Here is a 23,756-nt window from a genome sequence, read left to right as displayed (position 1 = left end):
GTGCTTCCCTCTTTTAAAATTCTCGTGTCTTTTTCTGCTGGTCTGTTCTTCGTTGCCATTACAATCACTGCTGAATTTTTTTCTTCTCCCCGGTTTTTTCCAAATTCCGGGAGACTTTTGCTCCCGGGTCAATCACCTCCAGCGCCGGTTCCGGTAAAAGCCGCCGCTCTTTGCAGCAACTCCATTTCCTGTTTCCCTGCGGACGGCAGGCTATACCGTACGGATGTGTCAGGGATTCAGCGACCGGAACCGGCGGTCAATTCCTATGTATACAAAAAGAGGCGGGCAGGATGGCTTCGGCTGCGGGTCCCGCGATGATTCCCGCGCCGGAATTTCGATGGGGCACTGCGATGAGACCGGCAAGCATATGCAGGAGTGTGCGGGACATTTCTTCTCCCAGGCTCTTCACTCCCTTCCGGCGGTTCATACACGTGATCATGATTCCGCTGACCGAGAGCATGGAGAGGTAAAAGAACCGGGAGAAGAAAGCCGCAACTTTTGCAGCAACTCCCATCTTTTGCATCTTGCGTGCTACCCGTTTGCAGAACCGGTTTGTCATGTGTATATTCTCCTGTTGAGAAATTATTCTTAAATAGGTTATTGGTTGCTGCGAAATTTTTCGCAGTTATTTCGGAGTTTTAGCGGAATCCGGGCGCGGATTGCGATTGGATTTGTGCGGATTGTCTGACAAAATGTTTGGGGAGGCAAAACGCGGCGCGGGGGGGTAAGGAAAACGATTTTGCAGGGAAATTTTTGCGGAATTAGGTGGATGGTGCCGCATCAATGAGCTAACCGAAAGGTTAGATCAATAAAATCAGGATCTAAAAAATCCGGAATACTAAAAAAAAAAAGATACGGCTTATTGCCGTACCGGACTTATGCTCTCTTGAGCGTATCGAGTGCCGCACTGTAGGGATCGGCATCGTCGATGTGAGTCATTTCCATAGTATCGGTTCCGGTTAATTCTCCGGTCGTGTACCCGTTGGCATTCTCAACCATGGCAAAGGTCTTACCATCGCGGCTGATAACGCCAGCCATCGGGAGGGTGTCGGTGCTGTTGACGCCGAATGTTACGTGGCCGGAGAAGAGACGCCCGTGCTGTTCGGTTACGACAAAGGTTATGGGCATTTTGTTATAATCGGTATACCCGATCCTCTCTTCATATCCCTGCATCTGCCCGGTCCAGGTACCGACGAGGTCAGGGGTTGCTGCTGCTGCCGGTGTGGCAGTGTTTGGTACTGCGGTCGCTGCGGTCGGTGCGGTTGAGGTGCATCCGCAGGCAAATGCTGCGAGAATAACCAGAAGAATAACAATTGCGATCTTCATGAAGAAAGATAGTAGCAGATTCCTGATAAAACAGGCAGTTTACCGACAAAAAAAATTTCCGGATTTTTTGCGGGAATTTCAGGAGACCTGGGTAACATAGGGGGCGATAATTCTTTTGTTACGGGATTTTTCCAGAATCGCCGTACTGAGTTGACCGGGCAATCGGATGAATGAGAGCAGGGTCCGGCAAAAATCATCGTGCCACCCTCACCCAAAAATCCCGGCCTCCGGGGAGTAAAGGGACAATCCCACCCCGCTCATTCCTTTTCTTTCACCACAATCGTAAACGCTGTACCGGCAGTCCGGTCCAGTTCAATAGTGCCATCCATCTGCTCCACCAGCAGGCAGACGAGCCGGAGCCCCAGCGATTCGGCATTGCGCCAGTCTAAGTCTTCTGCAATACCAACGCCATTGTCCCGGTACTCCAGGGTGATGGTACTTCCCTCTCTCTTTCCCGAAATGGAGATCTCTCCGATCCTGTCATCGGGAAATGCATGTTTGAGCGAATTGGATATGAGTTCATTGGCCATGAGTCCCAGGTTAATTGCTGAGTCGATGTCAACGAAAATATCCTGGATCTCGGGTTTGAACAAAATTCCTTTTGCCGAGGCACCCATGACATCTAACAGGCCGTTTCCCAGGAACCGGATATAATCGGCGAAATCGATATGCGAAATATCCGACGACCGGTAGAGTTTTTCATAGATCAGCGCTATGGCTTTGACCCGGCTCTGGCTGTCTTTGATCGCATGGAGGGTTTTTTCGTCGGTGACATACCGCGACTGGAGATTCAACAGGCTTGCAATCACCTGGAGATTGCTGTTGACCCGGTTGTGGATCTCTGTTAAGAGGATATTTTTTTCTTCCAGGGATTTACGGAGTCTCTTTTCTGCAACCTCATGCTGGTGCACTTCGTTATAGAGCAGGTCCGTGGTTGTATTCAGAGAAGCGGTCCGTTTTACAATCCCCCTCTCAAGGTCAACATTGTAACGCTCGAGTTGCAGTTCTGCATTTTTGAACTCGGTGATGTCCTGCGTTACGCCAAAAACATGCTCCGGTTTTCCGGAGGAGTCCCGGGACAGGTTGCCGATGGAATGGAGCCAGCGGATATCCCCGCCGGGCAGGACGGTTCGATAGGTGCGGTCGAACGGTATGCCCTCACTCACGGTTTTGTGCAGGGCCATTTCTGCGTCAGCCCGGTCTTCGGCATGGACCAGTGACTGGACTTCTGCGAGCGTCCAGCGGTGCCCGTCCGTTGATATCCCAAAAAGCATCCCATGATCTTCGTAAGAATGTAAAGCCCCGGAGTTGACATCGTACCGCCAGTAACCCATATGGGCGAGCGAAAGGGCAAGACGCAGGCGCTTCTCGCTCTCCCGCAGTACTTCATCGGCCCGCTTGCGAGCGGAGATGTCAGTGTGCGTCCCCACCACCCGTACCGGATTTCCCTTCTCATTCCGCTCAACAACTTTTCCCCGGCCAAGAATCCATTTCGAGTCCCCCTGCTTTGTCCGCATCCGGAATTCTAAGGAAAATCTCTCGTCATTATGTTCGATATGGGACCGGATCTTCTCTTCAACGATCCCGATATCTTCCGGGTGGATTAAGGATTTCCAGGTAGCAAAAGTGCCGGGCAATTCTCCGGGTTCGTACCCGATTATGGTAAGCCAGCGGGAACTGAAATATGCCGTGCCGGAAAGGACATTCCAGTCCCAGATGCCGTCATCGGTTGCATCCAGCGTGAGACGTAACCGCTCTTCGCTTTTCTGCAATGATGAAAAGAATATATCGCGCTCGGTAATGGTCCGGGCAAGCGTGAGATTGCTGTAACTGAGCCGGGAGATGAAATCGGTCAGTTGGATCAGGTAATCCATCAGGGTAGTTACCCTCTCCCGGCTGAACCGGGGGACTTTCCGGAACGCTGTTGTGTATTCTTCCCGGTCAAAACCATATTTTTCGGCCTGGGCAATAAAAACCGATTCGTCGATGATATCATCATCATAGAAAAACTGGCCGGTGAAGATGTTGCCCATATGCCGGTTACCGATATACAGGGGGGTAACCACATCCCAGAGATTATTTTTGCATTTATACGCAACATATTCACCCCGTTTTATGTTGTTTGCCAGGTGAAGATCGCTTTCTGTGCAGAACCGTGCCGTCTCTTTGTTGACGCGATAGAACCGGGTACAGATCGGCTGCCAGCCCGTTGCGACCAGCACCCTGCCGTTCGTATCGAGTATCGCAGTCACCATACCGGTCAGCCGGGTGAGATTATCCATGAGCCGCTGGAGTGCCTGCTTATCCAGAATGTCCACGAGATCCAGGGTCCCGATATCGCCTTTTGGGGCAAGGAGACTGTCGAGTTTCTGCTTGACCCGGCCCTCGCTCTCGGCAAGGGCATCCAGCTGCGCCGTGAGTTCCTCATCGGCAGCAGCCAGTTTTTCATTGGCTGCATAGAGTTCCTCATTTTTCTGTAAGAGTTCCTCTTTTGCCCGTTTCCGCAGGGTGATATCGGTCAGCATTGCAAAGGAGCCCTTAAATGAACCATCCTCATCGGTAAGCGACGTTGCCGATACATTGAACGTCCGGATCGTCCCGTCCTTTGCCTTGAACCTCCGTTCGTACATGCCCGATTCACCCCGCTTGCGTTGTTCTATCTTTTCCTGGTGGTCGGCAAGGTCTTCATCGGCTATGAAGGACTGGATTAATTTTCCGAGCATCTCGTCAATCGAATACCCGAGCATCTCTGCCAAGCGGGTATTGACATACGTAGTGACAAAATGCTCATCCATTCCCCAGATGCCTTCGTGGGAGGTTTCGACAATGCGGCGGTATTTTTCTTCGCTTTTCTGTAAGGCTTTTTCTGAGGTATGGCGTATCACTGCAGCCTTGATCTTATGCCCGAGTTCTGCAAACTGGCTCTTGGGTTCGCCGCCTTTCTGGAGATAGAAATCCGCCCCGCGGTTAATTGCCTGGATGACTATCTCTTCCCTGCCCCGGCCGGTAAAAAGAATGAACGGGATGGTTCCAAAGCGTTTCCGCACTTCGATAAGGAACTCGATGCCGTCCATGCCGGGCATCTGGTAATCGGAGACGATGGTATCAAATCTCTCCGTTTCAAGCAACCGGATCGCGTCTTGTGCGTTCAGGGCGGTTGTTACGGAAAACTCCCCGGATCGCTCTAAGAACAGCTTGCCAATCTCGAGAAGGGTCTCTTCATCATCAACATAGATAATGCGGTATTTGCCAGTCACGGGTAAACACTTTGCATTGTTTTACAAACATTAAATATTCAATGGGCAATATTGTTGGAGTTCTTTTCTAAAAAATTACATGATACCCGGAAACGGTTGTGATGGGTGAGGGGAAACGGATCTGATAAGAGGTAACCTGTCGGAGAAAAGCAATGTGGATGGCAGTTCCGTGATGGTTGGGGGAATGGTCCTGGGAAGAATAATCCGTAAAAAAAGCAATGGTTGTAGATATTTTCGTGCTGGTGTGAGAGGAAACGGCCTTGGGAAAAATAACCCGTAAAAAAAAGCAATGGTTGTAGATATTTTCGTGCTGGTGCGAGAGGAAATGGCCCTGATAAGAATTAATCCGTAAAGGCCTGTGCCCGGCACGCAGCCGGTCGTGCTACTCTGCCCGGAAGTCCTGCCGGTCGAGCCAGTACATGTACCCGAGGGCGACAACAAGGCAGAGACCCACAAAGGCCGTGGGCATGTACCATTGTCCCGCAAGGTAACGCATCATGGCCGAGAGGATGATCCCAAGCACCATTCCCAGGATGAGCATGCTGGTTACGACTTTTGGGTTGGTGAACGTGGTATAGAGTAACTGGGTATCCATGAGTGCTCTACCGGGTTGTAGGATGGGGAGGGGGAAAAAGTTTTGGTGATGGGGGGGTTTGCGCTCAAAAGGGAATCTGCTCCCCCGGCAGCATGGGCTTGCCTCACATTAATTTTATGAGAACTGACCGTAGTAACCCTGAGCATAAAAGAATTCATGAGTGTTGTTAAGAAAAATTCCCCGTAATTCTTTTGCACTTTTTTTGCGCTGCATCCCGGCCTCCGGTTTTTCCGGGAATGGGACTTTCAAAGCGATCCTGAATTTTCCGGTGGCAGGCCCATCGTATTTTCCTGCAGTCCCAAAAATAATCTCGTGAGGGTACAGCGTCCGGCAACCAAAGTGCCGGCAATTGCCTGGCAGACGATGAACAGGACAAGTCCTGCGAGAAGAAAAAAAAAGGATTGCTGTGATGTCCTGAAAGTTTTGGACACTTAAAAAAAACCTGTGTTCAGGAACGATCGCAGAGTCTCAGGCAGTTGTACTCAGCAACCTTACAGTCCCGCTGACACGAGTACTTTTGTTCCCCCTCGTACTGGTTGCAAAGATTTGTACAGCTTTCAACCTGTCTTCCGCATTCATTGATACAGGCATAGTCCTTGTTCTCAGAATTCTCCGGTGCCTGCACTGCTTTCTGCTGCGGCAGGTCTATGGCGAAATAATGGACCCCGGCAACCAATGTGCCAGCGAACGCTAAGCAGACGATGAACAGTACGAGTCCTGCGAGGGGAGATTGTGTTTCAGACATTTTAAAAAACTCCTTACGAACAAGTCGTTATTCTCCGGTTTGGGTGAAGATTATAAAAGTGCTGCGATATTGTGCGGAGAATTGAGGTGCATTTTCCCGGGGGAAGAAAATCGGTGAATAACTCCGGCTTCCAAAATTTCCCGGGAATCGAATCTCCCCGTAAAAATCGTTCATTTTCCCGGAAGATTATTGCAAGTTTTTTTTAATTCCGGTCATTCCGGGAAAAATCATAAACCTTTTTATTCACCCATCACCATTTCCTGTCTTATGAGTGCACCAACCCTGCGTTACCTCTTCTTTTTCCTTGCAGTTTTCCTTGTGGCCGGCCTGATCTGTTGTGCCGGTTGTACAAGTGCACCGCAGAAAACCGGGAAACTCGATGGCTTTGATGCTGTTGTTACCACAAAGATGGCGGAATATGAAGTCCCGGGAGCCGTTGTCGGGATTGTCGAGAACGATACGGTCGTGTACCTGAAAGGTTTCGGCGTTCGGGAGATTGGAAAGCCGGAGAAGGTTGACCCGGACACCCGCTTCCAGGTCGCTTCGATCTCCAAGTATTTCAACGCGGCCGGGATCGGGACGCTGGTCGAGGAGGGAAAACTTGACTGGGACACCCCCGTTGTCACATACCTGCCGGGTTTTGCCTTGAAAGATACCTATGCCGGCGAGCACGCAACGCTTCGCGACCTGCTCACCCACCGGTCTGGGCTCAGGGCCTACGACGGCGGTCTGCTGGGCCGGGTGGGATACTCGAACCCGGTGATGCTGGAAAAGATGCGGTATCTCGAACCCGGCGCAAGTTTCCGGGAAAAGGGCCAGTACTCCAATGCGGGGTTTTTCATTGCCGGCGAAGTTGCGGCAGCAGCGGACAACCGGAGCTGGGAGGACTTAACCGATGCCCGCATCATCCGTCCCCTGAACATGACCCGCTCGGGGGCGCACTACGAGACCCTGTACCTGGACGACAACCGGTATACCGGCTACCGGGAAACGGCCAGCGGCCTGGAGATGATCCCCCACGAGATCGATCCCCTGCCGGCGGCCGGGCAGGTGATCTCGACCGGACGGGATATGACGCAGTTCATGAAGATGATGTTAAACCACGGCTCGATCGACGGGAAGCAGATCCTTTTACCCAAGACCGTGGATGCCATCAACGCCGGGAGTTTTGTCTCCGGCCGGCCGGATGATCCGGCGGACCCGTATACCTTAAAAGCAACCGGCTTTGGCTGCGACTCGTTCACCTATCTTGGCGAGCGGGTTGTGGAGAAGAACGGGGGACTCGATGGCGTCCGTTCCCTTGTTGTGCTGGTCCCCGGTAAAAAGATCGGGATCGTGGTTATTGCAAGCAAGCATCTGACCGAATTTCCCGAAGCAGTCCAGGCTGAATTCCTCGAGCGGTATATAGGAAAAAGCGGAGTCGACCTGCAGGCCCGGGTAAAAGCCGACCAGGCTATGATCAACGAGATGGTTGCTCCACCCGAGCGCCCCGCAACCCCCGGCCCGGCAACGATTACCCCCTCCGCTCTCGCGGGGAATTACCAGAGCGACCTGTACGGTATTTTGCAGGTGAGCCCGGGTGCGGATACCGGAAACATGACGGTTGTCGTCGGCCCGGGCAGGTTTGCAGGAACCCTTTCGCACTGGACGGACAACGACTGGCTTCTCTCGTTTCCCAACCCGGACGACCCGAACGAGATTGTGACGTTTGTTACCGGGCCGTCGGGAGCGGTTACCGGGATGAACTCCGATGATTTGGGCTCGTTTGCGCGGGTTTGACGGCGGGATATTTTTTTTTAATTCTTGTAGGGATGCGGGGGTTTGGGTTGGAGGGGTGATACCGGGATTTTTATGAGGATGCTTTTCTTCACCGGGTATTCTTTGATGGGGGGATGTTACGCTTAACCGGAGTTTCAGCCTCTCGTCCAGAATGGGTTTACCCGGCCTGTCCCGGTATAAAATCCGATCCAATAAAATAAACTCCCGGCCCTCCACTCACAAACGATTATCCCTTCCCAAAAAAAGAGTGGTAAAATACCATGGGGAACTACAACAACGTCAGGGCAAAAGTGCCGGAAGGCATTGGGAAGAAACGGGCATTCCTGGTCGGGGGCGGGATCGGGTCGCTTGCCGCCGCATTTTACCTCATCCATGACGGCCACATGGACGGGAAACAGATCACGGTCTTTGAAAACCTCAGCGTCCTGGGAGGCGCCATGGACGGGAGCGGCACGGCAAAGAACGGCTTTCTTGTCCGGGGCGGCCGGGAGATGGAGGAGCATTACGAGTGCAGCTGGGATCTTTTTTCCCACATCCCCACCATTGAAAATCCTTCCCGGACTGTGCTTGAGGACCTGCGGGAAGTAAACCTGCTCGACCCCAATGTTGCTGCCTGCCGGCTCATGCAGAACTGCGGGGAGAAGATCGAAAGGGACACGCTCGGTCTCTCGGGTCACAACATCGGGCAGCTCAGGAACCTCTTCATGGCAACCGAAGCCGAAGTCGAGGGCATGACCATTGAAGAGTACTTCGATGACTCGTTTCTTGCAACCGACTTCTGGTATTACTGGCGGTCGATGTTTGCGTTTGAGAATTACCAGAGCGTACTCGAGATGAAGCGCTACATGCACCGTTTCATCCACCACTTCCCCGGCCTCTCCCGGCTCAAAGGCATCCTCTTCTCCCGGTACAACCAGTACGAGTCCATGATCCTGCCCCTGCAAAAATGGCTGGAGAACAAGGGAGTTACGTTTGTTGCAAACGCCCGGGTTGAGGATCTTGCCCTGGACATCCAGCCCGGGAAAAAGACTGTGACTGCCATTCACGTAACAGAAAATGGCGTGGCTAAGGCAATCCCCACAACCGAAGACGACCTTGTCTTTTTCACCAACGGTTCCATGACCGAGAACTCGACGCTTGGCAGCATGGATACGCCGGCAAAAGTAAACCGGGGGCCCGGGGCCTGCTGGGAACTCTGGAAGAAACTTGCCTTTAAGGATCCTGCGTTTGGCAGGCCGGAAGTGTTCTGCGGCGATATCGATAAGACGAAATGGGAGTCTTTTACCATCACCTGCACCGACTCGCCCATGGAAGAGCTGTTGAAAAAACTCACCGGCCGGGACCCCCGGTCGGGAAAACTGGTGACCGGCGGCATCATGACCGCGATCGACTCGGCCTGGCTTCTCTCCGTCACCTGTCACCGGCAGCCCCATTTTGCCAGCCAGCCGGAGAACACCATCGTCCTGTGGGCCTATGGCCTGCTGCCGGACAAGGCAGGTAACCATGTGCCAAAGAAGATGGAAGACTGTACGGGAGAGGAACTGCTAAGAGAACTCCTTTACCACCTGGGGGCCGGAGAACTTACCGAAAAGATCATTGCAACCTCAACGGTCATCCCCTGCATGATGCCCTACATCACCAGCCAGTTCATGCCCCGGAGGAAAGGCGATCGTCCGGCAGTGGTCCCGGAGGGCAGTACCAACCTTGCCTTTTTGGGCCAGTTCGTAGAAATCCCCGGCGACTGCGTCTTTACGGTCGAGTACTCGGTGCGTTCGGCCATGACTGCTGTCTACACCCTGCTCGCTCTGGACAAGCAGCCCCCGGAGGTCCATCCCAGCCAGTACGACCTGCGGGTCATTGCTGCCGCGGTCAAGACCATGTACGGCGGAAAGCATATGCCCGGCGAGATGATCCTCCGCCATTTCCTGAAAAATACCAGCATGGAGGGGTTGATTTAGGCCGGGGAGAGCCGGGCTTCTGTTCCGGAGATCCCCTGTTCTCATAGTCCCCTTTTTTAAAAATTATTAAATATAAAAGTATTTAGGTTAATACGCGATGAATAATTATTTGCCAATTCATTTACTCCGGGGTGAAAATTATGATGATTACCAAATCGGGAAAAACACTGAAGATTAATGGAAACTATTTAGCTCATGATGGAAGAATAATCAAAGGACAGATAATCGTAGAAAATGGTATTATTCAAGATATTAAGAAACCTGAAACAAAAAAAATACCGGATGACTCTTCGATTACCCTAGATCTGGATGAAAACGATATCGTTTTTCCTGGTTTTTTAAATCTCCATACCCATATTGATTACAATACAATCCCTATCTGGGATTCCGTGAAAGCCCCGTGGAATAATCGCTTTGAATGGCGGAAGGATCCCGGTTATCTCAATGATATAAAAAATGTAATTGGGTGCATTACCAATCAATGGAAACAAAAAAACGATCCCTCTTCAGATTGTATTAAAAATCGGGAGAAAATTCTCCAGGACGATAAAAACTGGCGTCCTATTGATACGGTGTTTACCGTAACGTCTGAAATACAGGCAATTTCTGGGGGGACAACATGTATACAGGAAATGATAGGCCTTGAACACGACAATCCCGATCATTCTCCAAATATTCTGATACGAAGTACGGCTTCTGCTTCTGATTTAGATTTTCCCCAGGATAAAATAATTTTTTCAGTAATTGATTTTTACAGGCCTTCGCCATCTTCGACGGAGATACCCGTGAAAACAGATTCTCTTGATATATTTGATAAAGGAGTTAAAAAGGGTAATATTATTTCTACGTTATTTCATCTTGCAGAAGGGCGTTCAGGGTTCTTGAATATGGATCAAAAATTTGACAAGTATTCCCGCAATGAATTCGAAGAATTTATGAAACACATAAGATCTTTTGAAAGGCAAAAAATAATCCCCATGCATCTTTCGATCATTCACGGTTGCGGGATTGATGTAGGCAATAAGGATCATATCAAATTTTTAAAACACTATCAGATAAGCGTACTATGGGCTCCAATTTCGAACCTGTTGCTTTACAAAGATACACTTTGTATTTCTAAACTGCTGAAACAGGGAGTGAATGTAGCCCTTGGATCTGACTGGAGTCCCAGTGGTGGAAAACATATCCTTGAAGAGGCCAGGTTCGCTCTTTGGTTTGTTAACCTGTTTGACAAGGAAATAAAAAGTTATGATATTTTTAAAATGATTACTACGAATGCCGCCAAATGCCTTGGTATTGGAAGGGTGGGCGAAATAAAAATAGGAAATTTTGCGGATTTTTTAATCTTCACGAAACCAAATCCTGAATCTGATGCCATTACTGCATTATTATCTCCGGTTTCCAACGACGATTCAATAAAATGTGTGATAGTAAACGGTCGTATTGTGTATGGCAATAAAAAAACCTTTGTTGACCTGAAAATCGATTATCAGCCATTACCTGAAGAAGGAAATTCAGCCAAGAATAAAGGAGTTAGCTTGAATTCATCACTGGATTTCGTCATGGGGCGGGATATTAAACGCATAGAATTTTTTTTGAAAAATAATATTTACCGCTCATGGAATCGTTCCCATTTTCTGGCAACCGATGATAAGGAGTATTTATCACGATTAGAGAAATTGAAAAATGATATCAGTAGAAAAAGTATCCAGGTAAAAAAATTTTATGGATTATAACAATTTTCGTTTTTATCCTGACTAATACCTCAGGAGTCAGGCCCACGCGCCCAGCATCAAACCCCCGTTGTGCATAACCTCCCCGCTCCCTTGAACCCTACCCCGGCGGAAACAATGGTTTATACCACAGACGCTTAACCATGCAACCAAAGGAAAAGCCCATGAAAAACATCATCCTCATCGGCATGCCCGGCGCCGGCAAGAGCACCATGGGCGTGATCCTGGCAAAAACCCGGGGTATGAAATTTATCGATACCGATATCGCAATACAGGAAACTACCGGCAGGCTCTTACAGGAAATAATTGACACGGACGGGCCCGGTGCATTCAAAATCCTGGAGGAAAAAACGATCCTTTCCCTGCATTGCCATAACACCGTTATCGCCACCGGGGGCAGCGTGGTTTTTTCGGAGCGGGCAATGCAGCACCTGAAATCCGGAGGAATTATCATTTACCTGCAGATCTCTTTTGACGAGATGGCAAAGAGACTCCGGAACAGTGCAGCACGGGGAATTGTGTTGATTGCAGGCCAGGATCTCCGGGATATGTATGACCAGAGAATTTCGTTGTATGAGAAGTATGCCGATATTACCATCGATTGTTCAAAAGATGATTTTGAGATTTGTGTCGAGAGCGTTACTGCTCTGCTCTGATGCTGTCGCTCAATTCTGCGATTCTTCGTGTTTAAGCATATGCCGGATCTCTTTTTTTAGTGACGGCAATTCGTTCTTTGCATTAGAGAATCGTTAATTTGATCCCGAAATAGACATGGGTGAGAACATCGCGAAATCCTGCGATCTTTTTCCAGTCGGTATCCGGGTAACGCTCCCGGAGTTCGGAGGGGAGGTTCTTGATAGCTTCTCCAATTACCTGAAAATTCCGTATGACTGCATCCCTGCGCCTGCGATCTTTGGAAAAATCGTCAAACGAGATCCCACCGGTATCTTCATCAATGTTGTCAATCGACTCAAGAATATCATCGAGCAGTTGGAGAGAAGTCCTACGCATAGACAACCTCGCTGATGATATAGGGCCGGAGTCGTTTCTTGATTGCGCCTTCCATCACAAGGTCAACTTTCCGCCCGAAAAGATCTTCGAGATAAAACTTGCAGTCCATGTAGTTGTCAAAGGTCTCTTCTTCCCGGAACAAAACCAATACATCCACATCACTATCAGGCCGCTCCTCTCCGCGTACGTATGAACCAAAGAGGCCAATCTTTGCAACCCCGAAACGCTTTTTCAGTTCCGGCGTGGCTTGCCTGAGGAGTGCAAGTGCATCCATCTGTACATCCAATTTATGAATGGTCTGACTTAAACATGGGGGTTAATCCCAGACCCGGGTTGCCCTCATAAATTCAGAGTCACTAAGCAATCCAAAAAACCCGGACAACAATCCTTATCACCCCGCATTCCTATCTTCCAGACAGGAGAAACAGCAATGCAAAAAACGTACTGGGGAGGAATCATTGTCTTAGCCGTCCTGCTGGCCGGCTTTGTCTTTGCCGCAGGGTGTGATGGTAATCCATGCGATGGCGGGTTGTGCACGAAATGGTCCACGTATGGCGGACCCCCTACAAATCACCAGGTTATACCGGGACGGACGCTTGAAATGCACCCGGACCTGACCTTTACCCTCACGTACAAAACATATGTGCAGCAGGGAAATTTCGGCAACAGCGTTCCCGGGCAGGATGCTGTCGTGGTTGGCACATGGGAGAGACCGGATGAGACCACGATAATTATCAAGAACCAGGCACTGGCCTCTGATGTGATAGTCTTAAAATTTGAACCGGGAGTCCCGAGGTTGTCCACGTACGGCTACCAGCAGATCTATTACCGGAACCAGGATGAATGGATCCAGTGGACGGATCATACCGGAACACCACTCTCGCCTACGGAATAATCAATTTCGATTATTTCCTATTGCCCTGCCTCTTTCAGGAACCACGAGCGGATGATGGGGAAACCGGAAAAGCCGTATGAACGCGGGTAACTCTGGCTGGCCGGAATAAGAGAGTCAATGCATTAATAATCCCCCCGGTATACCTAACGGGTAACAGGAACAAAGACATGGATCATTACGAACGGATCGCGGCAAAACGGGATGAGATCTTCATACTTGCTGCCCGGTTCGGGATAAAAGATATCCGTATCTTCGGCTCCGTAGCCCGGCATGAAGCCCATAAGGGAAGCGACATCGATTTCCTTGTACAGTTCCCCCCCGATACATCTCTTCTTACCCATGCCGCATTCCAGCGGGAACTTGCCGACCTCATTGGCTGCGATGCGGATGTTGCATCAGTAAACGGACTCAAAGAGCAGATCCGGCATTCCGTAATACAGGAAGCAGTGCCGCTATGAGATAGGACATCGACAGGCTCCTTGATATCAATGAAGCAATCCAGCGCATCAAGGAAAAACTCCCTTCAGATAAAGAGGAATTTGTCCAGTCGACCTCCTGCAGGTCTGGGTTTTTGCCATATCCGGGTAATCGGCGAAGCAGCAAATGGAATATCAGTGGAATTCCAGGAACAGCACCACGGGATTCCCTGGAAAGATATCATCGCAATGCGACACTTTCTTGTTCACCAGTATTTCGGTATCGATCTGGACGAAGTCTGGAGTACGGCCCAACAGGATCTTCCCCAACTTATGCAGCAGATTTCCCTTATTTTAAAACGCGGGTAATCCCTGCATAGAAATATCCACGACATTTGACCCCCGTGAAAACGAGAGCAATCTTCTTTCCAAGTCCAATATGACCAGCTTATCGATGGTCAGATTATATTATCCCGTCCGGGAATCCTAAAAAAAAATCCATTTCCATTCCCCCGAACCCCGCATCTCCGATAATGTCCTCAACAGTGACACATTTATACTATGGCATCATGTTTAGTAGCACAGTTTATAATCAGACTGTTTGAGTAATTTATCATGTATGGAGAATCAAATTTTGGTGGAAACCGCGGTCCCCGCGACTTCGGTCCCCGTGAAATGACAAAAGTAGTCTGTTCAGACTGCGGAAAAGAATGCGAAGTACCGTTCAAACCAACTGAGGGAAGGCCCGTCTACTGCAGAGACTGCCTCCCGAAACACCGGAAGCCCCGCTTCTGAGTGTTTACGGTTAATTTTTTTTTACTTTTTTTTTAAATCCGTTCCTTAAAGGGAATTTTATTCTTCGTCAACAGACCCGGTCTTGTATTCCGGGAATGCCCGGGTAAGTCAGTCCTCGAGAGTGGAAACGCCCTGGCAATCCATTCCTCAAGAGAATGAAATGGCCGCAGGAAATCCACAACGTATCTCCCTGTCCGGAGGCATCACGCTGCATCTTCGAGATCTTCTAAAGACTTCCCGGTCATATCGATCCGGGTCAGCCACGTCACTACAAAGGCAATGATGCAGATGACGCCCATGAAGATCACGGTTACCCGGACCCCATAGGACGCCTTCATCAGCGGCACGAACATGATGCCGCAGGCAGCCCCGACCTTGGCAATCCCGGCACCCAGACCGTGGGCAGTGGCCCGGAGCCGGGTGGGGAAGAGTTCTGCGGGGAGCAGGAATGTAGTGGCATTCGGCCCCCAGTTCTGGAGGAGATTAAAGAGCCCGAACCCGACAAACGCAAGGGCAATGATGGTCTCGGAACCGGACTGGGACAGGGCGAGGATGAACATGCCGGCCGCCATCCCGATAAAACCGGCCAGCTGGAGACGCATCCTGCCCACCCTCTCGATGAAGATAATATTGAGGATAAATCCCAGTACCAGGAAAACATCCAGTACGGCAGTCAGGCCGGAGGAGTAGAAGTCCTGCGCAATGAAATTGAGCCCCGTTGCATGGGCGCCCATCATGGACGCGATGAGAATCGGCGTGAAGATCCCGACCCCGTAAAAGGCAAAGTCCATGAGAAACCATGGCACCGTGATGAGAATCGTCCGGCGCAGGTTCTTTCGGTTGAAAAGTTCCGCATAGGAATCTAAAGTTACATGCCATGCCGCTTTCTTTTCCGGTGCGGGTTTTGCCGCTGCCTCCACCGGGGGCTTGATGGATTTATCCATCGTGAAATCCGGTATCAGGTACCGGACCACGCCCGTTGCCAGTTTCCATTCCCTGCGCTGGATATACCAGCGGGCGCTCTCGGGAATAGAACGCCGCAGGATAAGGATAACAATGGCCGGTATCGCCCCGGCAACCAGCATGATCCGCCAGGCCGATTCAGACGGGTGCAGGGCCAGGATGACAAGACCGATTCCCGCTGCGGCAAAGATGCCAACGGCCTGGAAACTGAACGCGGCGATCAGCATCCGCCCCCGGATCCTCTTTGGCATGAACTCGCTGACATAGGATGCGCAGACCGGGTAGTCAGCCCCAATCCCGATGCCGAGCAGGAACCGGAACAGGATGAGTGACCAGATGTCCCAGGCAAAGGCCGACAGGACAGCAAAGATGATGAAGACGAGGAGATCAACTAAAAAGACTTTTTTCCTGCCGAACCGGTCACAGAGCCTGCCACCGATAAGCGCCCCGAAGATTGCCCCGACAACAGCGGCAGCACCAACGATTCCCTGCTGGACCGGGGTTGCCGCAAACTGGACGATGATGAGCGGGAGCGCAATCGACATCACGAAGAGATCGAAGCCGTCGAGGAAAATCCCCATCGATGAGAGGAACCAGATATGCGCATGCCTCATCGTAAAGGGGGCATCATCCATTGCCTCGGTAATAATTTTGCAGGCCATAAAATTCCCTTAAATTATTTTTTTTATCTGGCGTAAAAAGGGATGTACTTTTCTCTTTTATTCCAGAGCATCTGGTACAATATTAATGCTACGGATTGGAGATTCGGTAGCAGAATACTTTATTGTTGAAAATGGGGCAAATTCCGCGGTAAAAGATAAAGATTTTTATTATGTCAGAATGTAAATACGAGGATACATGTTCTGTAAAAAATGCGGTGTAGAAATAGATGATGATGCAATTTTTTGCAAAGTCTGTGGTACCGCACAAAAACAAATTGCAAGCCCAACAGAAAACAAAATTTTCGGATCTACCTTTCAAAGTTCTGAACTCTATGCGCTGGAGACCAGTGAGTCATCCAAGCTGCTTGAAAAGTTCGAGACTGCTGTGAAGAGGGAAGTCAAAGGGAATAACTATAAAATACTCCCGGATATCTGGGGAATACTCTTTTCCAACCTGTTCATATCCCCTATGGATCTGATAGACTCGATGCATCGCGGGGATGCTATTCTCGGGAAAGAGAATGTGAACATGCTCCGTCAGTTCATCAAAAATGATTGCATGAGTGGGGGCTGGTTTGTGCAGGCCGTAATAAAAAAGGGCGGGATGATCGACCGGGCGGCACTGATCATGATCGCAGATCCCCGTGACCTTGCCAGGATTCAGCGGGATGGCACAACGGCGATTCACCAGCTTGCCAAGATCTGTGACCGGCGGATACGGCCGGAACTGATAAGGAAGTTCGGGAAACAACTGCTCTCCTCCCTGTACGATAACAATGGTATGCCTGCTCTTTTCTTAATTTACGGACTGGGTGATCTGCGGATTCATGATATCGATGCAATAGCTGAGGTATTTTCCAAGAGCGATCTCAAGAAAATCAAGGTCCAGAACGGGATGGGAAGAGACGGTCTGGAAATATTCAATGAAATTTCCCGGTCCATAAATTACATGGCAGTCCTGGAAAAAACCATGGCTTCGGCCCTTCCTGCAGACATGAGAGATGGAGAGGAACCGGATGACAAACCCCGGACTGATTCTTCCCTCCCGGGCGAAAGTGTCAGCCCCCCGCCCGTGAAACTGCTTTCCGGTAAAAAATCAGAACCGGAAAAAATTGCCCTGCCGGATATCACCGGATTATCCGTTCCAGATAAGCCAGGACTTAAAGAAAAAGCCGGAAAATCAACGAAGATCATGATCGTTGAAAACAGCACGGTTATCCAGCACCTTTTAGAGAGAGAATTGAAAAATCTTCACTATGACTGTATATATCTGGCTGATAGTGGTGAACAGGCGATGAAACTTAATCTGGAAGTAAAGGCCGATGTTTTCTTTATCGATATAAATGTGCCCGGAAAATTCAATGGGATCGATGCGGCAAGGGCAATTAAAAACACCCATACAAATTCAAAGATTATTTTTCTCTCCGGATCCAACGACGCAGAAACAATCTACCGGGCAAAGGCGGTCAATCCCACGGGATATATCTTCAAACCATTCACTGCTACAAAAATTCGCAGTGCCCTTCACCTGTTCAATTAAATTAAAAAACGGCTCTGTTGAAATCCTGTTTTCCAATGATTCCCTTCTTCTTATCGAACGTTTGGAGAGTGATCCCCTCATTTTCCCTGAGGGGAGACAGCCCAAGGAGAACATCCCCCTGAATCCCCTTTCAGAAAATTTCAATGAACAAAAAAATTATTTTCTTCCCGCTGCCAGCACAAGGAGCCCAACCGCAAGGACAACAATCGCAATGCCCGGAGAAGCAGGCTTTGCTGTCGTTGGCGTTGCTACCGGTTTCTGCTGCTCATCCAGCCACTGCATTGCATAGGTCAGCTGGACATCTTCGCCGGCCATGGCGCGGGCGACGGTATCTTCATTGAGAGGGACACGGATCTGCGGCGCAATCCCGCCCGTAAGAGACGCATTGCTGTCAACCTGTATCACGCGGTCCTGGTTGAGCGATGCCCCGGCAGGGAAGAAGAGGTACTGGTCGAGCGGCATTATCGCCCGGGGTCCGTTCATGCCGAATGCCCCATTGGTCCCGTACCAGGAGATGATTGTTCCGGTGCCGGACCGGGCAAAGATCATCGGGATGCCTTCACCCGAACTGATCGTGTCGGGACTCACCATCACTGCGACCGGGCCATGATACCCGTTTGGCCGGGGCTGGGTCCAGGCTTCCGAGGTAATAGTGAACTGTCGGGAGCCGGGATCGTACTGGGAGGCATATTCATAGAAGACCGGCTTGTCCACAAACCATCCCGCAAAACAGGATGCAATATTATCATCGCCGCCGCCATTGAACCGGAGATCGATTACTACCCCCGGGGCCTTTTTCGCAATCGCATCTTCCATGGCAGCCTTGAACGGCTGGTATACGTCATAGGATTCGCCATAGATTGCAATGTACCGGTACCCGCCGGGCAATGTCCGGTACGTAACCGTATCATTGCTGATCTGCGGCTGGACATCCTCCCAGGTGCGTTCAACCCCGATATCATTGATCTGCCTGCCCAGGAAAAAGGAAGTCTTTGTCAGACTATCATACCCGTCATCGTATGCGGTAAGGTTTACGACCCGGGACGCAGGAACAGCCGTCCGGGTTACCGCGATCGTGGCCGGCGTGCCGACCGGGGCCCGGGTTAAGAACCGCAGCTGGTTGAGCAGGATTGCTTCTGCGGTGGAGGGTTTTTTTCCCGCCCAGATATAGGAAGTTTCGCTGATAGCCGCGTGGATCTCCCTGCCGTTCCAGGCAGTCACCCGGTCGCCGGGCCGGATTCCGGCAGCATCTGCGGCACTGCCATTGGCCACATAACTTACGATGACATCTCCAGAATCGAGCCGGGTCACGGCAAGCCCGAAACCCCCGCCGATATCAGCATACTTAGCCCCAAACACGCCGGTTGTCGGCAGGATGCCCACGTGCCCGTCGGGAATCGCGTACAGGTATCCCCGCAGGGCCCGGTAATAGGCAGCCTTATCCTGCTTCTTCTCGGCATCGGCAATTGCCGGCGCCCAGGTTGTGTAGAGTTTGTCCCAGTCCACCGATCGCCAATGCGTGTACACATATTTTTCCCTGAAGAGCTGGTGGACTGAAAGAAACGCCGAACTCCAGGACTGGTTGCTGAAATCAGGGAGCGGGGTCTGGTTTGCTGCAACCGGTGCATATGCTGCGATAAGTTCCTCGTTATAGGCAGTCTCGTTGTTCCGCTCGAACGGAACGCAGGTATCTTTCCAGACCATCCCGCAGCCCGGGCAACTGGCAGTATCTGCGACCGCAGTTACCGGAAAAACCATGGCAGCAAGGAAGACCAAAAGGCCGGCAAGAATAAAAAGCCGGACGTTCAGGGCCGTCATAAAAAATTCTCCTCTCGTGAATGGACAGCAATGTTCATACATTCTCTGTATTCCCCGGACGATGATAAGCGAATGCTTTTTTTACCGGCATGCCCGGAAGGTTGTGTACGGATAATCTGATCACTGCATCTTTTTCTCCATGCAGAAAAAATTTAATTTAAAACAAAAGAACGCTAAGTATTATAGAGAGCCGATAGTTTACTACCGACATTTTACGGTGAAATATCATGAGCAACGATCTTGATTTACTCCCCGACCAGCAACCGCTCGGTGCGGTGACCTTTGCAGAAAATCCGGAGCCACGGTGCCCCTGCCTTTTATTGCTCGATACCTCGGGATCGATGGCGGGCCAGCCCATCGCCGAACTCAATGCCGGTATCCGTGATTTTTACAATGAACTGCAGAACGACTCGCTCGCAATAAAAAGAGTTGAAGTCGCGCTGCTTTCATTCGGTCCGGTCAGGCTCATCTCCGAGTTCAATACTGCCGAATGTTTCTTTGATCCCGAACTCAAGGCTGAAGGCGATACGCCCATGGGAGAAGCAATCCGGAAAGGCATCGACCTCATCAAGACCCGGAAAGAACAGTACCGGGCAAACGGCATCTCGTTCTACCGGCCCTGGATATTCTTAATCACGGACGGCGCCCCGACCGACGAGTGGCAGAGCGCTGCCTCCCTGGTTCGCGAAGGCGAGAATGCAAAATCCTTTGCCTTCTTTGCCATCGGCGTTAACAAAGCGGATATGAAGGTCTTAAAACAGATCTCGGTCCGGGATCCGGTCAAGCTCCAGGGCTTAAAGTTCCGGGAATTTTTCCAGTGGCTTTCCAACTCGATGAAATCTGCGTCCCGTAGCAATCCCGGGGACAAAATTATGCTCGCTCCACCCCTTGGCTGGAGTGAGATATGAGATGGAAGTACACCTGCGCATCTGTTACCGGAAAAGCCCACACGCAGCGCGGTGAGAACGGCCAGGACGCATCCCGGGCCGGCACCATCCAGCTGGGAGATTCAGAATTTTTTATCGGGATTGCCGCGGACGGGGCGGGAAGTACCACGGATGGCGGACGCGGCGCAGAGATCGCGTGCGAAATCCTGTACACGCATATCGCAGAAACACTCCGCGAACAGGACGATATTTCACAAATCACTGATGAAACGGTGAAGATCTGGATCACTGCGGCCCGGGAAGCAATAACTGCTGAAACCCAGTCCGAAGGGAAACGGCTGCGGGAATTTGCCTGCACGATCCTTGGCGCGGTTGCGGGAAACGGCGGCGCCCTATTTTTCCAGATTGGCGATGGCGCAATTGTCACCGGGAATGGCACGGAATACCAGACCATCTTCTGGCCGGAACAGGGAGAGTACGCCAATACAACCTATTTCATAACTGACGAGCAATATCTCGACCGGCTGCATATCCTCCATGCGGAATTGCCGGATCAGATCGCGTTATTCACCGACGGTTTGCAGAATCTCGTTCTCTCGTTTGCACTGAAAAAAGCCCATCCCGGATTTTTCCAGCCGCTCTTTTCCGCACTGCAACAACACCCGGAGAGCGGGTTTTTGCCGTTTGCCACCAGGTTGCAAACCTTCCTCTCCCGGGAGGATATTGCTGCGCGAAGCGATGATGACAAGACGCTCGTCTTAGCAGTCCGGCTTACCGGGTGATCGTTTGGCTGCTGTTCCTCTCAGGTCTTTTTATGATAGTACCGGTACCCGGATTACCCTGGGGAAGAAGATCGGGAGCGGCGGCGAAGGGGACGTGTACGAGTGCCTGCCCCTGCACAAAAATGAGGTAGCCAAGATCTATCACAAGCCGCTCGAGCGGCAGAAGCAGGAGAAACTGCTTCTCATGGCGCGGGGATGCAATGATGAACTCAAGAGCATCTCGGCCTGGCCTACTGACGTGCTCTATGCAACCGAACGCGGGCCGGTTGTCGGCTTTCTGATGCCGAGAATTTCCGATTACGAACCGGTGCACAAGGTGTACGGCCCCACGCACCGCAAAGAGCACTTCCCTCACGCGGACTGGCGGTTCTTAGTCCGCACGGCAAAAAACCTGGCAGCCGCGTTCTTTGTAATCCACAAGTTCGGGTACGTGATCGGTGATGTCAACGAAGGAAATATTCTCGTCAATGATGAAGCCTGCGTCCGGCTCATCGACTGCGATTCGTTCCAGGTCCGGACCCGGGACCAGCTCTATTACTGCGAAGTCGGCGTTGCCCAGTTCACCCCGCCCGAGATCCTGCACACCAAGCATTTCCGGATGGAGCGGATGGCAAACCATGACAATTTCGGCCTGGCAATTCTCTCGTTCCAGCTCCTCTTTTTCGGCCGGCATCCCTACTCGGGCGTGTATGCGGGAAAAGAGGATATGCCGCTTGAAAAATCCATTGCCGAATTCCGGTTTGCCTACGGGAAAAATTCCCCGCTCAAGTCGATCGCTCCTCCGCCGAATTCTGTGGGCCTGTCAGTAGTACCGTCACAGGTAGCCGGGCTCTTTGAGCAAGCCTTTGCCGAGAACGGTGCCCGGCCAGATGGCCGGCCTGCTGCCGGGGACTGGTGGGATGCATTCGAGGACCTGGAGAAGAGAATGCGGCGGTGCACTGCCGACTCCGTGCACAGTTATTATTCAGGACTTTCGGCATGCCCGTGGTGCAAACTCGAGGAAAGTTCCGGTCTCCTGCTCTTCCTCAGCGCAGACCGGATCACAAAAATCGATCTCCAGCGCGAGTGGCAGAGAGTTGAAGCGATTGTTCCCCCGGGGCCGATACCGCCCATAAGTCCCGGCAATTTCCTTGTCCGGGCAGAGCCCATTTCGCCGGGCATAGAACGGTCCCTCGGGTTCCGGAATATGCGCCTGTTTATGGGCATAGCAATTATTGCTGGCTGTCTCATCCTGGCCCTGATGGATATGATTACTGATTATCTCACGCTCCTTCCGATTGCCGTCATTGTGGCAGCCCTCCTCTTATTCCCGGGTGAAGCGGCCGGGGAGAAAAAGCGGAGAAAGACCAACCTCGAAAGCGCACGCTACATGTGGGATTTATGGAACCGGAAGTGGATAGCAGAAGCAGGAGACGGGGCTTTTTTTGCGCAGCTGAACCGCCTGCGGATGCTCAAGGGAAAATACGAGCATATTGAACGGGAGTACCGGGCTACACTCCAGACATTGGAGCGGACTGCAAAAGAACGCCAGCAGAAAAAATTTTTGGAGCACTGCAACATCGACAGCTGCACGCTGCCCCGGGTCACCCCCGGGCTGAAAAGTATCCTGAGGAATACCGGGATACGCACGGCTGCCGATATTTCACCGAACCGGTTGCGCAGCATTCCCCAGCTCGACAACACCCTGATAAACAGTCTCCTCCTCTGGCGTGAGAAGACAGAGGGCAATTTCCTTTTCGATTCCACCCGGGGAATCGAGCGTTCCGATATCAAACCGGTCATCCACAAGTACCAGCCAATGATAAAACCCGTTGAGCGGGATCTTTTGCAGGGCATCTTAAAATTGCAGCGGGTACAGCAGGATATCATAAAGAAGCGGGTCTCGCTCCGGCCCGCTGTCGAGAAACGGGCCCGGGAACTTGCCAAGGCCGAGGCGGATTTCGAAGTGTTCAGCCGCACCCCGGAAGAATTGATAATGAAGGAGATCGACGGGATTATTCTTCCGCTGATCTCTAAGCGGTGAGCGGGAGAATGCTCTGCTTATCGGAATATGATGTTTCAGGTAATTTCCGGAATTGACTCAAAAAAATCTGCTGAAATATTAAGAAATTGATTGAGTTTGGATCATTGCTGCAAGAATTTTTTATCTTTAGCGATGCCTCCCCGCCTCAGGGCCTCTCCGAGGCACGGCGGGGCAAAGAGGTTTTAGTTTTTTTAAAATCACGGTCATCAATCCGCCGCGGGGCGCCCTTCGGGGCGGCGGCACTTATCCTTTCCGGGGGTATGGGGGTCTCAACCCCCATCATAATTCATGAAAAAATATTTTCATAAAATTTCTGTGAAAAAACACGAATCGCTCTTGGGTGCCACAGGAAATTCAATTTCATTTCCGGCAAAAACCGCCGCCATTCTTATCATTGCTCTCACCCTAACGATGATCACAGATGCCTTCCAATCCCGACTTGTTAAAACCCGAAACGAATGATACCGATTGTCCTACCCCGGTAGGAGATTCGCTCTCCTGGTCACCGTGGGTACCATTTACTGCCGACAAACAGGAATTCCGGCAAATCCCCGTTGAGCCCGGGCTTTAC

General features: G+C 51.1%; 23 protein-coding genes. 13 read left to right on the top strand and 10 right to left on the bottom strand.

Annotated elements, in window-relative coordinates; translation table 11 throughout:
• Positions 1–256: 256 nt before the first annotated feature.
• From CVV30_04740 to CVV30_04715, 6 genes are all read right to left on the bottom strand, one after another.
• Positions 257–559: a hypothetical protein gene (locus CVV30_04740; GenBank protein PKL70659.1), complete on the bottom strand. Its 303-nt coding sequence runs from the start codon at positions 557–559 to the stop codon at positions 257–259.
• A 317-nt stretch (positions 560–876) separates the two neighbouring features.
• The gene (locus CVV30_04735) at positions 877–1,326 is read right to left on the bottom strand and encodes a hypothetical protein (GenBank protein ID PKL70658.1); all 450 of its coding nucleotides are present in this window, start codon (positions 1,324–1,326) and stop codon (positions 877–879) included.
• Positions 1,327–1,583: 257 nt separating this feature from the next.
• A complete protein-coding gene (locus CVV30_04730) occupies positions 1,584–4,583 on the bottom strand; it encodes a hypothetical protein (protein ID PKL70657.1) in 3,000 nt (999 codons plus the stop codon).
• Between the two features lie 382 nt (positions 4,584–4,965).
• Entirely contained in the window at positions 4,966–5,178 is a 213-nt protein-coding gene (locus tag CVV30_04725) for a hypothetical protein (GenBank protein ID PKL70656.1), read from the bottom strand.
• Positions 5,179–5,423: 245 nt separating this feature from the next.
• Positions 5,424–5,609 carry a hypothetical protein gene (locus CVV30_04720; protein PKL70655.1) on the bottom strand — a complete coding sequence of 62 codons (186 nt, stop codon included), beginning with the start codon at positions 5,607–5,609 and terminating at the stop codon, positions 5,424–5,426.
• 17 nt (positions 5,610–5,626) lie between these two features.
• The gene (locus tag CVV30_04715; protein PKL70654.1) at positions 5,627–5,923 is read right to left on the bottom strand and encodes a hypothetical protein; all 297 of its coding nucleotides are present in this window, start codon (positions 5,921–5,923) and stop codon (positions 5,627–5,629) included.
• 267 nt (positions 5,924–6,190) lie between these two features.
• Here CVV30_04715 and CVV30_04710 point away from each other — a divergent pair, with 267 nt between their 5' ends.
• From CVV30_04710 to CVV30_04695, 4 genes are all read left to right on the top strand, one after another.
• On the top strand, positions 6,191–7,702 hold the full coding sequence (locus CVV30_04710) for a hypothetical protein (GenBank protein PKL70653.1): 1,512 nt from the start codon (positions 6,191–6,193) through the stop codon (positions 7,700–7,702).
• Between the two features lie 260 nt (positions 7,703–7,962).
• Positions 7,963–9,660, top strand: a complete 1,698-nt coding sequence (locus CVV30_04705; GenBank protein ID PKL70652.1) for an oleate hydratase — start codon at positions 7,963–7,965, stop codon at positions 9,658–9,660.
• Positions 9,661–9,800: 140 nt separating this feature from the next.
• The gene (locus CVV30_04700; GenBank protein ID PKL70651.1) at positions 9,801–11,396 is read left to right on the top strand and encodes a hypothetical protein; all 1,596 of its coding nucleotides are present in this window, start codon (positions 9,801–9,803) and stop codon (positions 11,394–11,396) included.
• Positions 11,397–11,557: 161 nt separating this feature from the next.
• Positions 11,558–12,049, top strand: a complete 492-nt coding sequence (locus CVV30_04695) for a shikimate kinase (protein PKL70650.1) — start codon at positions 11,558–11,560, stop codon at positions 12,047–12,049.
• Between the two features lie 82 nt (positions 12,050–12,131).
• Here CVV30_04695 and CVV30_04690 read toward each other — a convergent pair whose 3' ends face one another.
• Complete coding sequence (locus CVV30_04690; protein ID PKL70649.1) at positions 12,132–12,404, bottom strand: DUF86 domain-containing protein; 273 nt, start codon at positions 12,402–12,404, stop codon at positions 12,132–12,134.
• Positions 12,397–12,678 carry a nucleotidyltransferase gene (locus tag CVV30_04685; protein ID PKL70648.1) on the bottom strand — a complete coding sequence of 94 codons (282 nt, stop codon included), beginning with the start codon at positions 12,676–12,678 and terminating at the stop codon, positions 12,397–12,399. The genes CVV30_04690 and CVV30_04685 overlap by 8 nt, the downstream gene beginning before the upstream one ends.
• 156 nt (positions 12,679–12,834) lie before the next feature.
• On the opposite strand from CVV30_04685, the gene CVV30_04680 reads away from it, so the two are divergent.
• The 4 genes from CVV30_04680 to CVV30_04665 all read left to right on the top strand — a co-directional run bounded on the left by CVV30_04680 (position 12,835) and on the right by CVV30_04665 (position 14,510).
• A complete protein-coding gene (locus CVV30_04680; protein ID PKL70647.1) occupies positions 12,835–13,299 on the top strand; it encodes a hypothetical protein in 465 nt (154 codons plus the stop codon).
• Between the two features lie 167 nt (positions 13,300–13,466).
• Positions 13,467–13,757, top strand: coding sequence for a nucleotidyltransferase (locus tag CVV30_04675; protein ID PKL70646.1), 291 nt, complete (start codon positions 13,467–13,469; stop codon positions 13,755–13,757).
• A gap of 30 nt (positions 13,758–13,787) precedes the next feature.
• Complete coding sequence (locus CVV30_04670; GenBank protein ID PKL70645.1) at positions 13,788–14,084, top strand: hypothetical protein; 297 nt, start codon at positions 13,788–13,790, stop codon at positions 14,082–14,084.
• A 246-nt stretch (positions 14,085–14,330) separates the two neighbouring features.
• Positions 14,331–14,510, top strand: a complete 180-nt coding sequence (locus tag CVV30_04665; GenBank protein PKL70644.1) for a DNA-directed RNA polymerase — start codon at positions 14,331–14,333, stop codon at positions 14,508–14,510.
• A gap of 203 nt (positions 14,511–14,713) precedes the next feature.
• Here the strand turns inward: CVV30_04665 and CVV30_04660 are convergent, their stop codons facing one another.
• Entirely contained in the window at positions 14,714–16,135 is a 1,422-nt protein-coding gene (locus CVV30_04660; GenBank protein ID PKL70643.1) for an MFS transporter, read from the bottom strand.
• A 196-nt stretch (positions 16,136–16,331) separates the two neighbouring features.
• Here CVV30_04660 and CVV30_04655 point away from each other — a divergent pair, with 196 nt between their 5' ends.
• Positions 16,332–17,675: a hypothetical protein gene (locus tag CVV30_04655; protein ID PKL70642.1), complete on the top strand. Its 1,344-nt coding sequence runs from the start codon at positions 16,332–16,334 to the stop codon at positions 17,673–17,675.
• 156 nt (positions 17,676–17,831) lie between these two features.
• Here CVV30_04655 and CVV30_04650 read toward each other — a convergent pair whose 3' ends face one another.
• On the bottom strand, positions 17,832–19,433 hold the full coding sequence (locus CVV30_04650; GenBank protein ID PKL70968.1) for a peptidase S41: 1,602 nt from the start codon (positions 19,431–19,433) through the stop codon (positions 17,832–17,834).
• Positions 19,434–19,720: 287 nt separating this feature from the next.
• On the opposite strand from CVV30_04650, the gene CVV30_04645 reads away from it, so the two are divergent.
• The 4 genes from CVV30_04645 (at position 19,721) to CVV30_04630 (ending at position 23,493) form a co-directional block, all read left to right on the top strand.
• The gene (locus CVV30_04645; GenBank protein PKL70641.1) at positions 19,721–20,401 is read left to right on the top strand and encodes a hypothetical protein; all 681 of its coding nucleotides are present in this window, start codon (positions 19,721–19,723) and stop codon (positions 20,399–20,401) included.
• The gene (locus tag CVV30_04640) at positions 20,398–21,162 is read left to right on the top strand and encodes a protein phosphatase 2C domain-containing protein (GenBank protein ID PKL70640.1); all 765 of its coding nucleotides are present in this window, start codon (positions 20,398–20,400) and stop codon (positions 21,160–21,162) included. The genes CVV30_04645 and CVV30_04640 overlap by 4 nt, the downstream gene beginning before the upstream one ends.
• 4 nt (positions 21,163–21,166) lie before the next feature.
• Positions 21,167–23,185: a hypothetical protein gene (locus CVV30_04635; protein PKL70639.1), complete on the top strand. Its 2,019-nt coding sequence runs from the start codon at positions 21,167–21,169 to the stop codon at positions 23,183–23,185.
• 86 nt (positions 23,186–23,271) lie between these two features.
• The gene (locus CVV30_04630) at positions 23,272–23,493 is read left to right on the top strand and encodes a hypothetical protein (protein PKL70638.1); all 222 of its coding nucleotides are present in this window, start codon (positions 23,272–23,274) and stop codon (positions 23,491–23,493) included.
• The last annotated feature ends 263 nt before the right edge of the window (positions 23,494–23,756 follow it).

The sequence above is a fragment of the Methanomicrobiales archaeon HGW-Methanomicrobiales-1 genome (genome assembly GCA_002839675.1).
Lineage (GTDB): Archaea > Halobacteriota > Methanomicrobia > Methanomicrobiales > Methanospirillaceae > Methanoregula.
The sequence above is the reverse complement of the archived record's forward strand: the minus strand, read 5'-3'. Positions and strand labels throughout refer to the sequence as shown.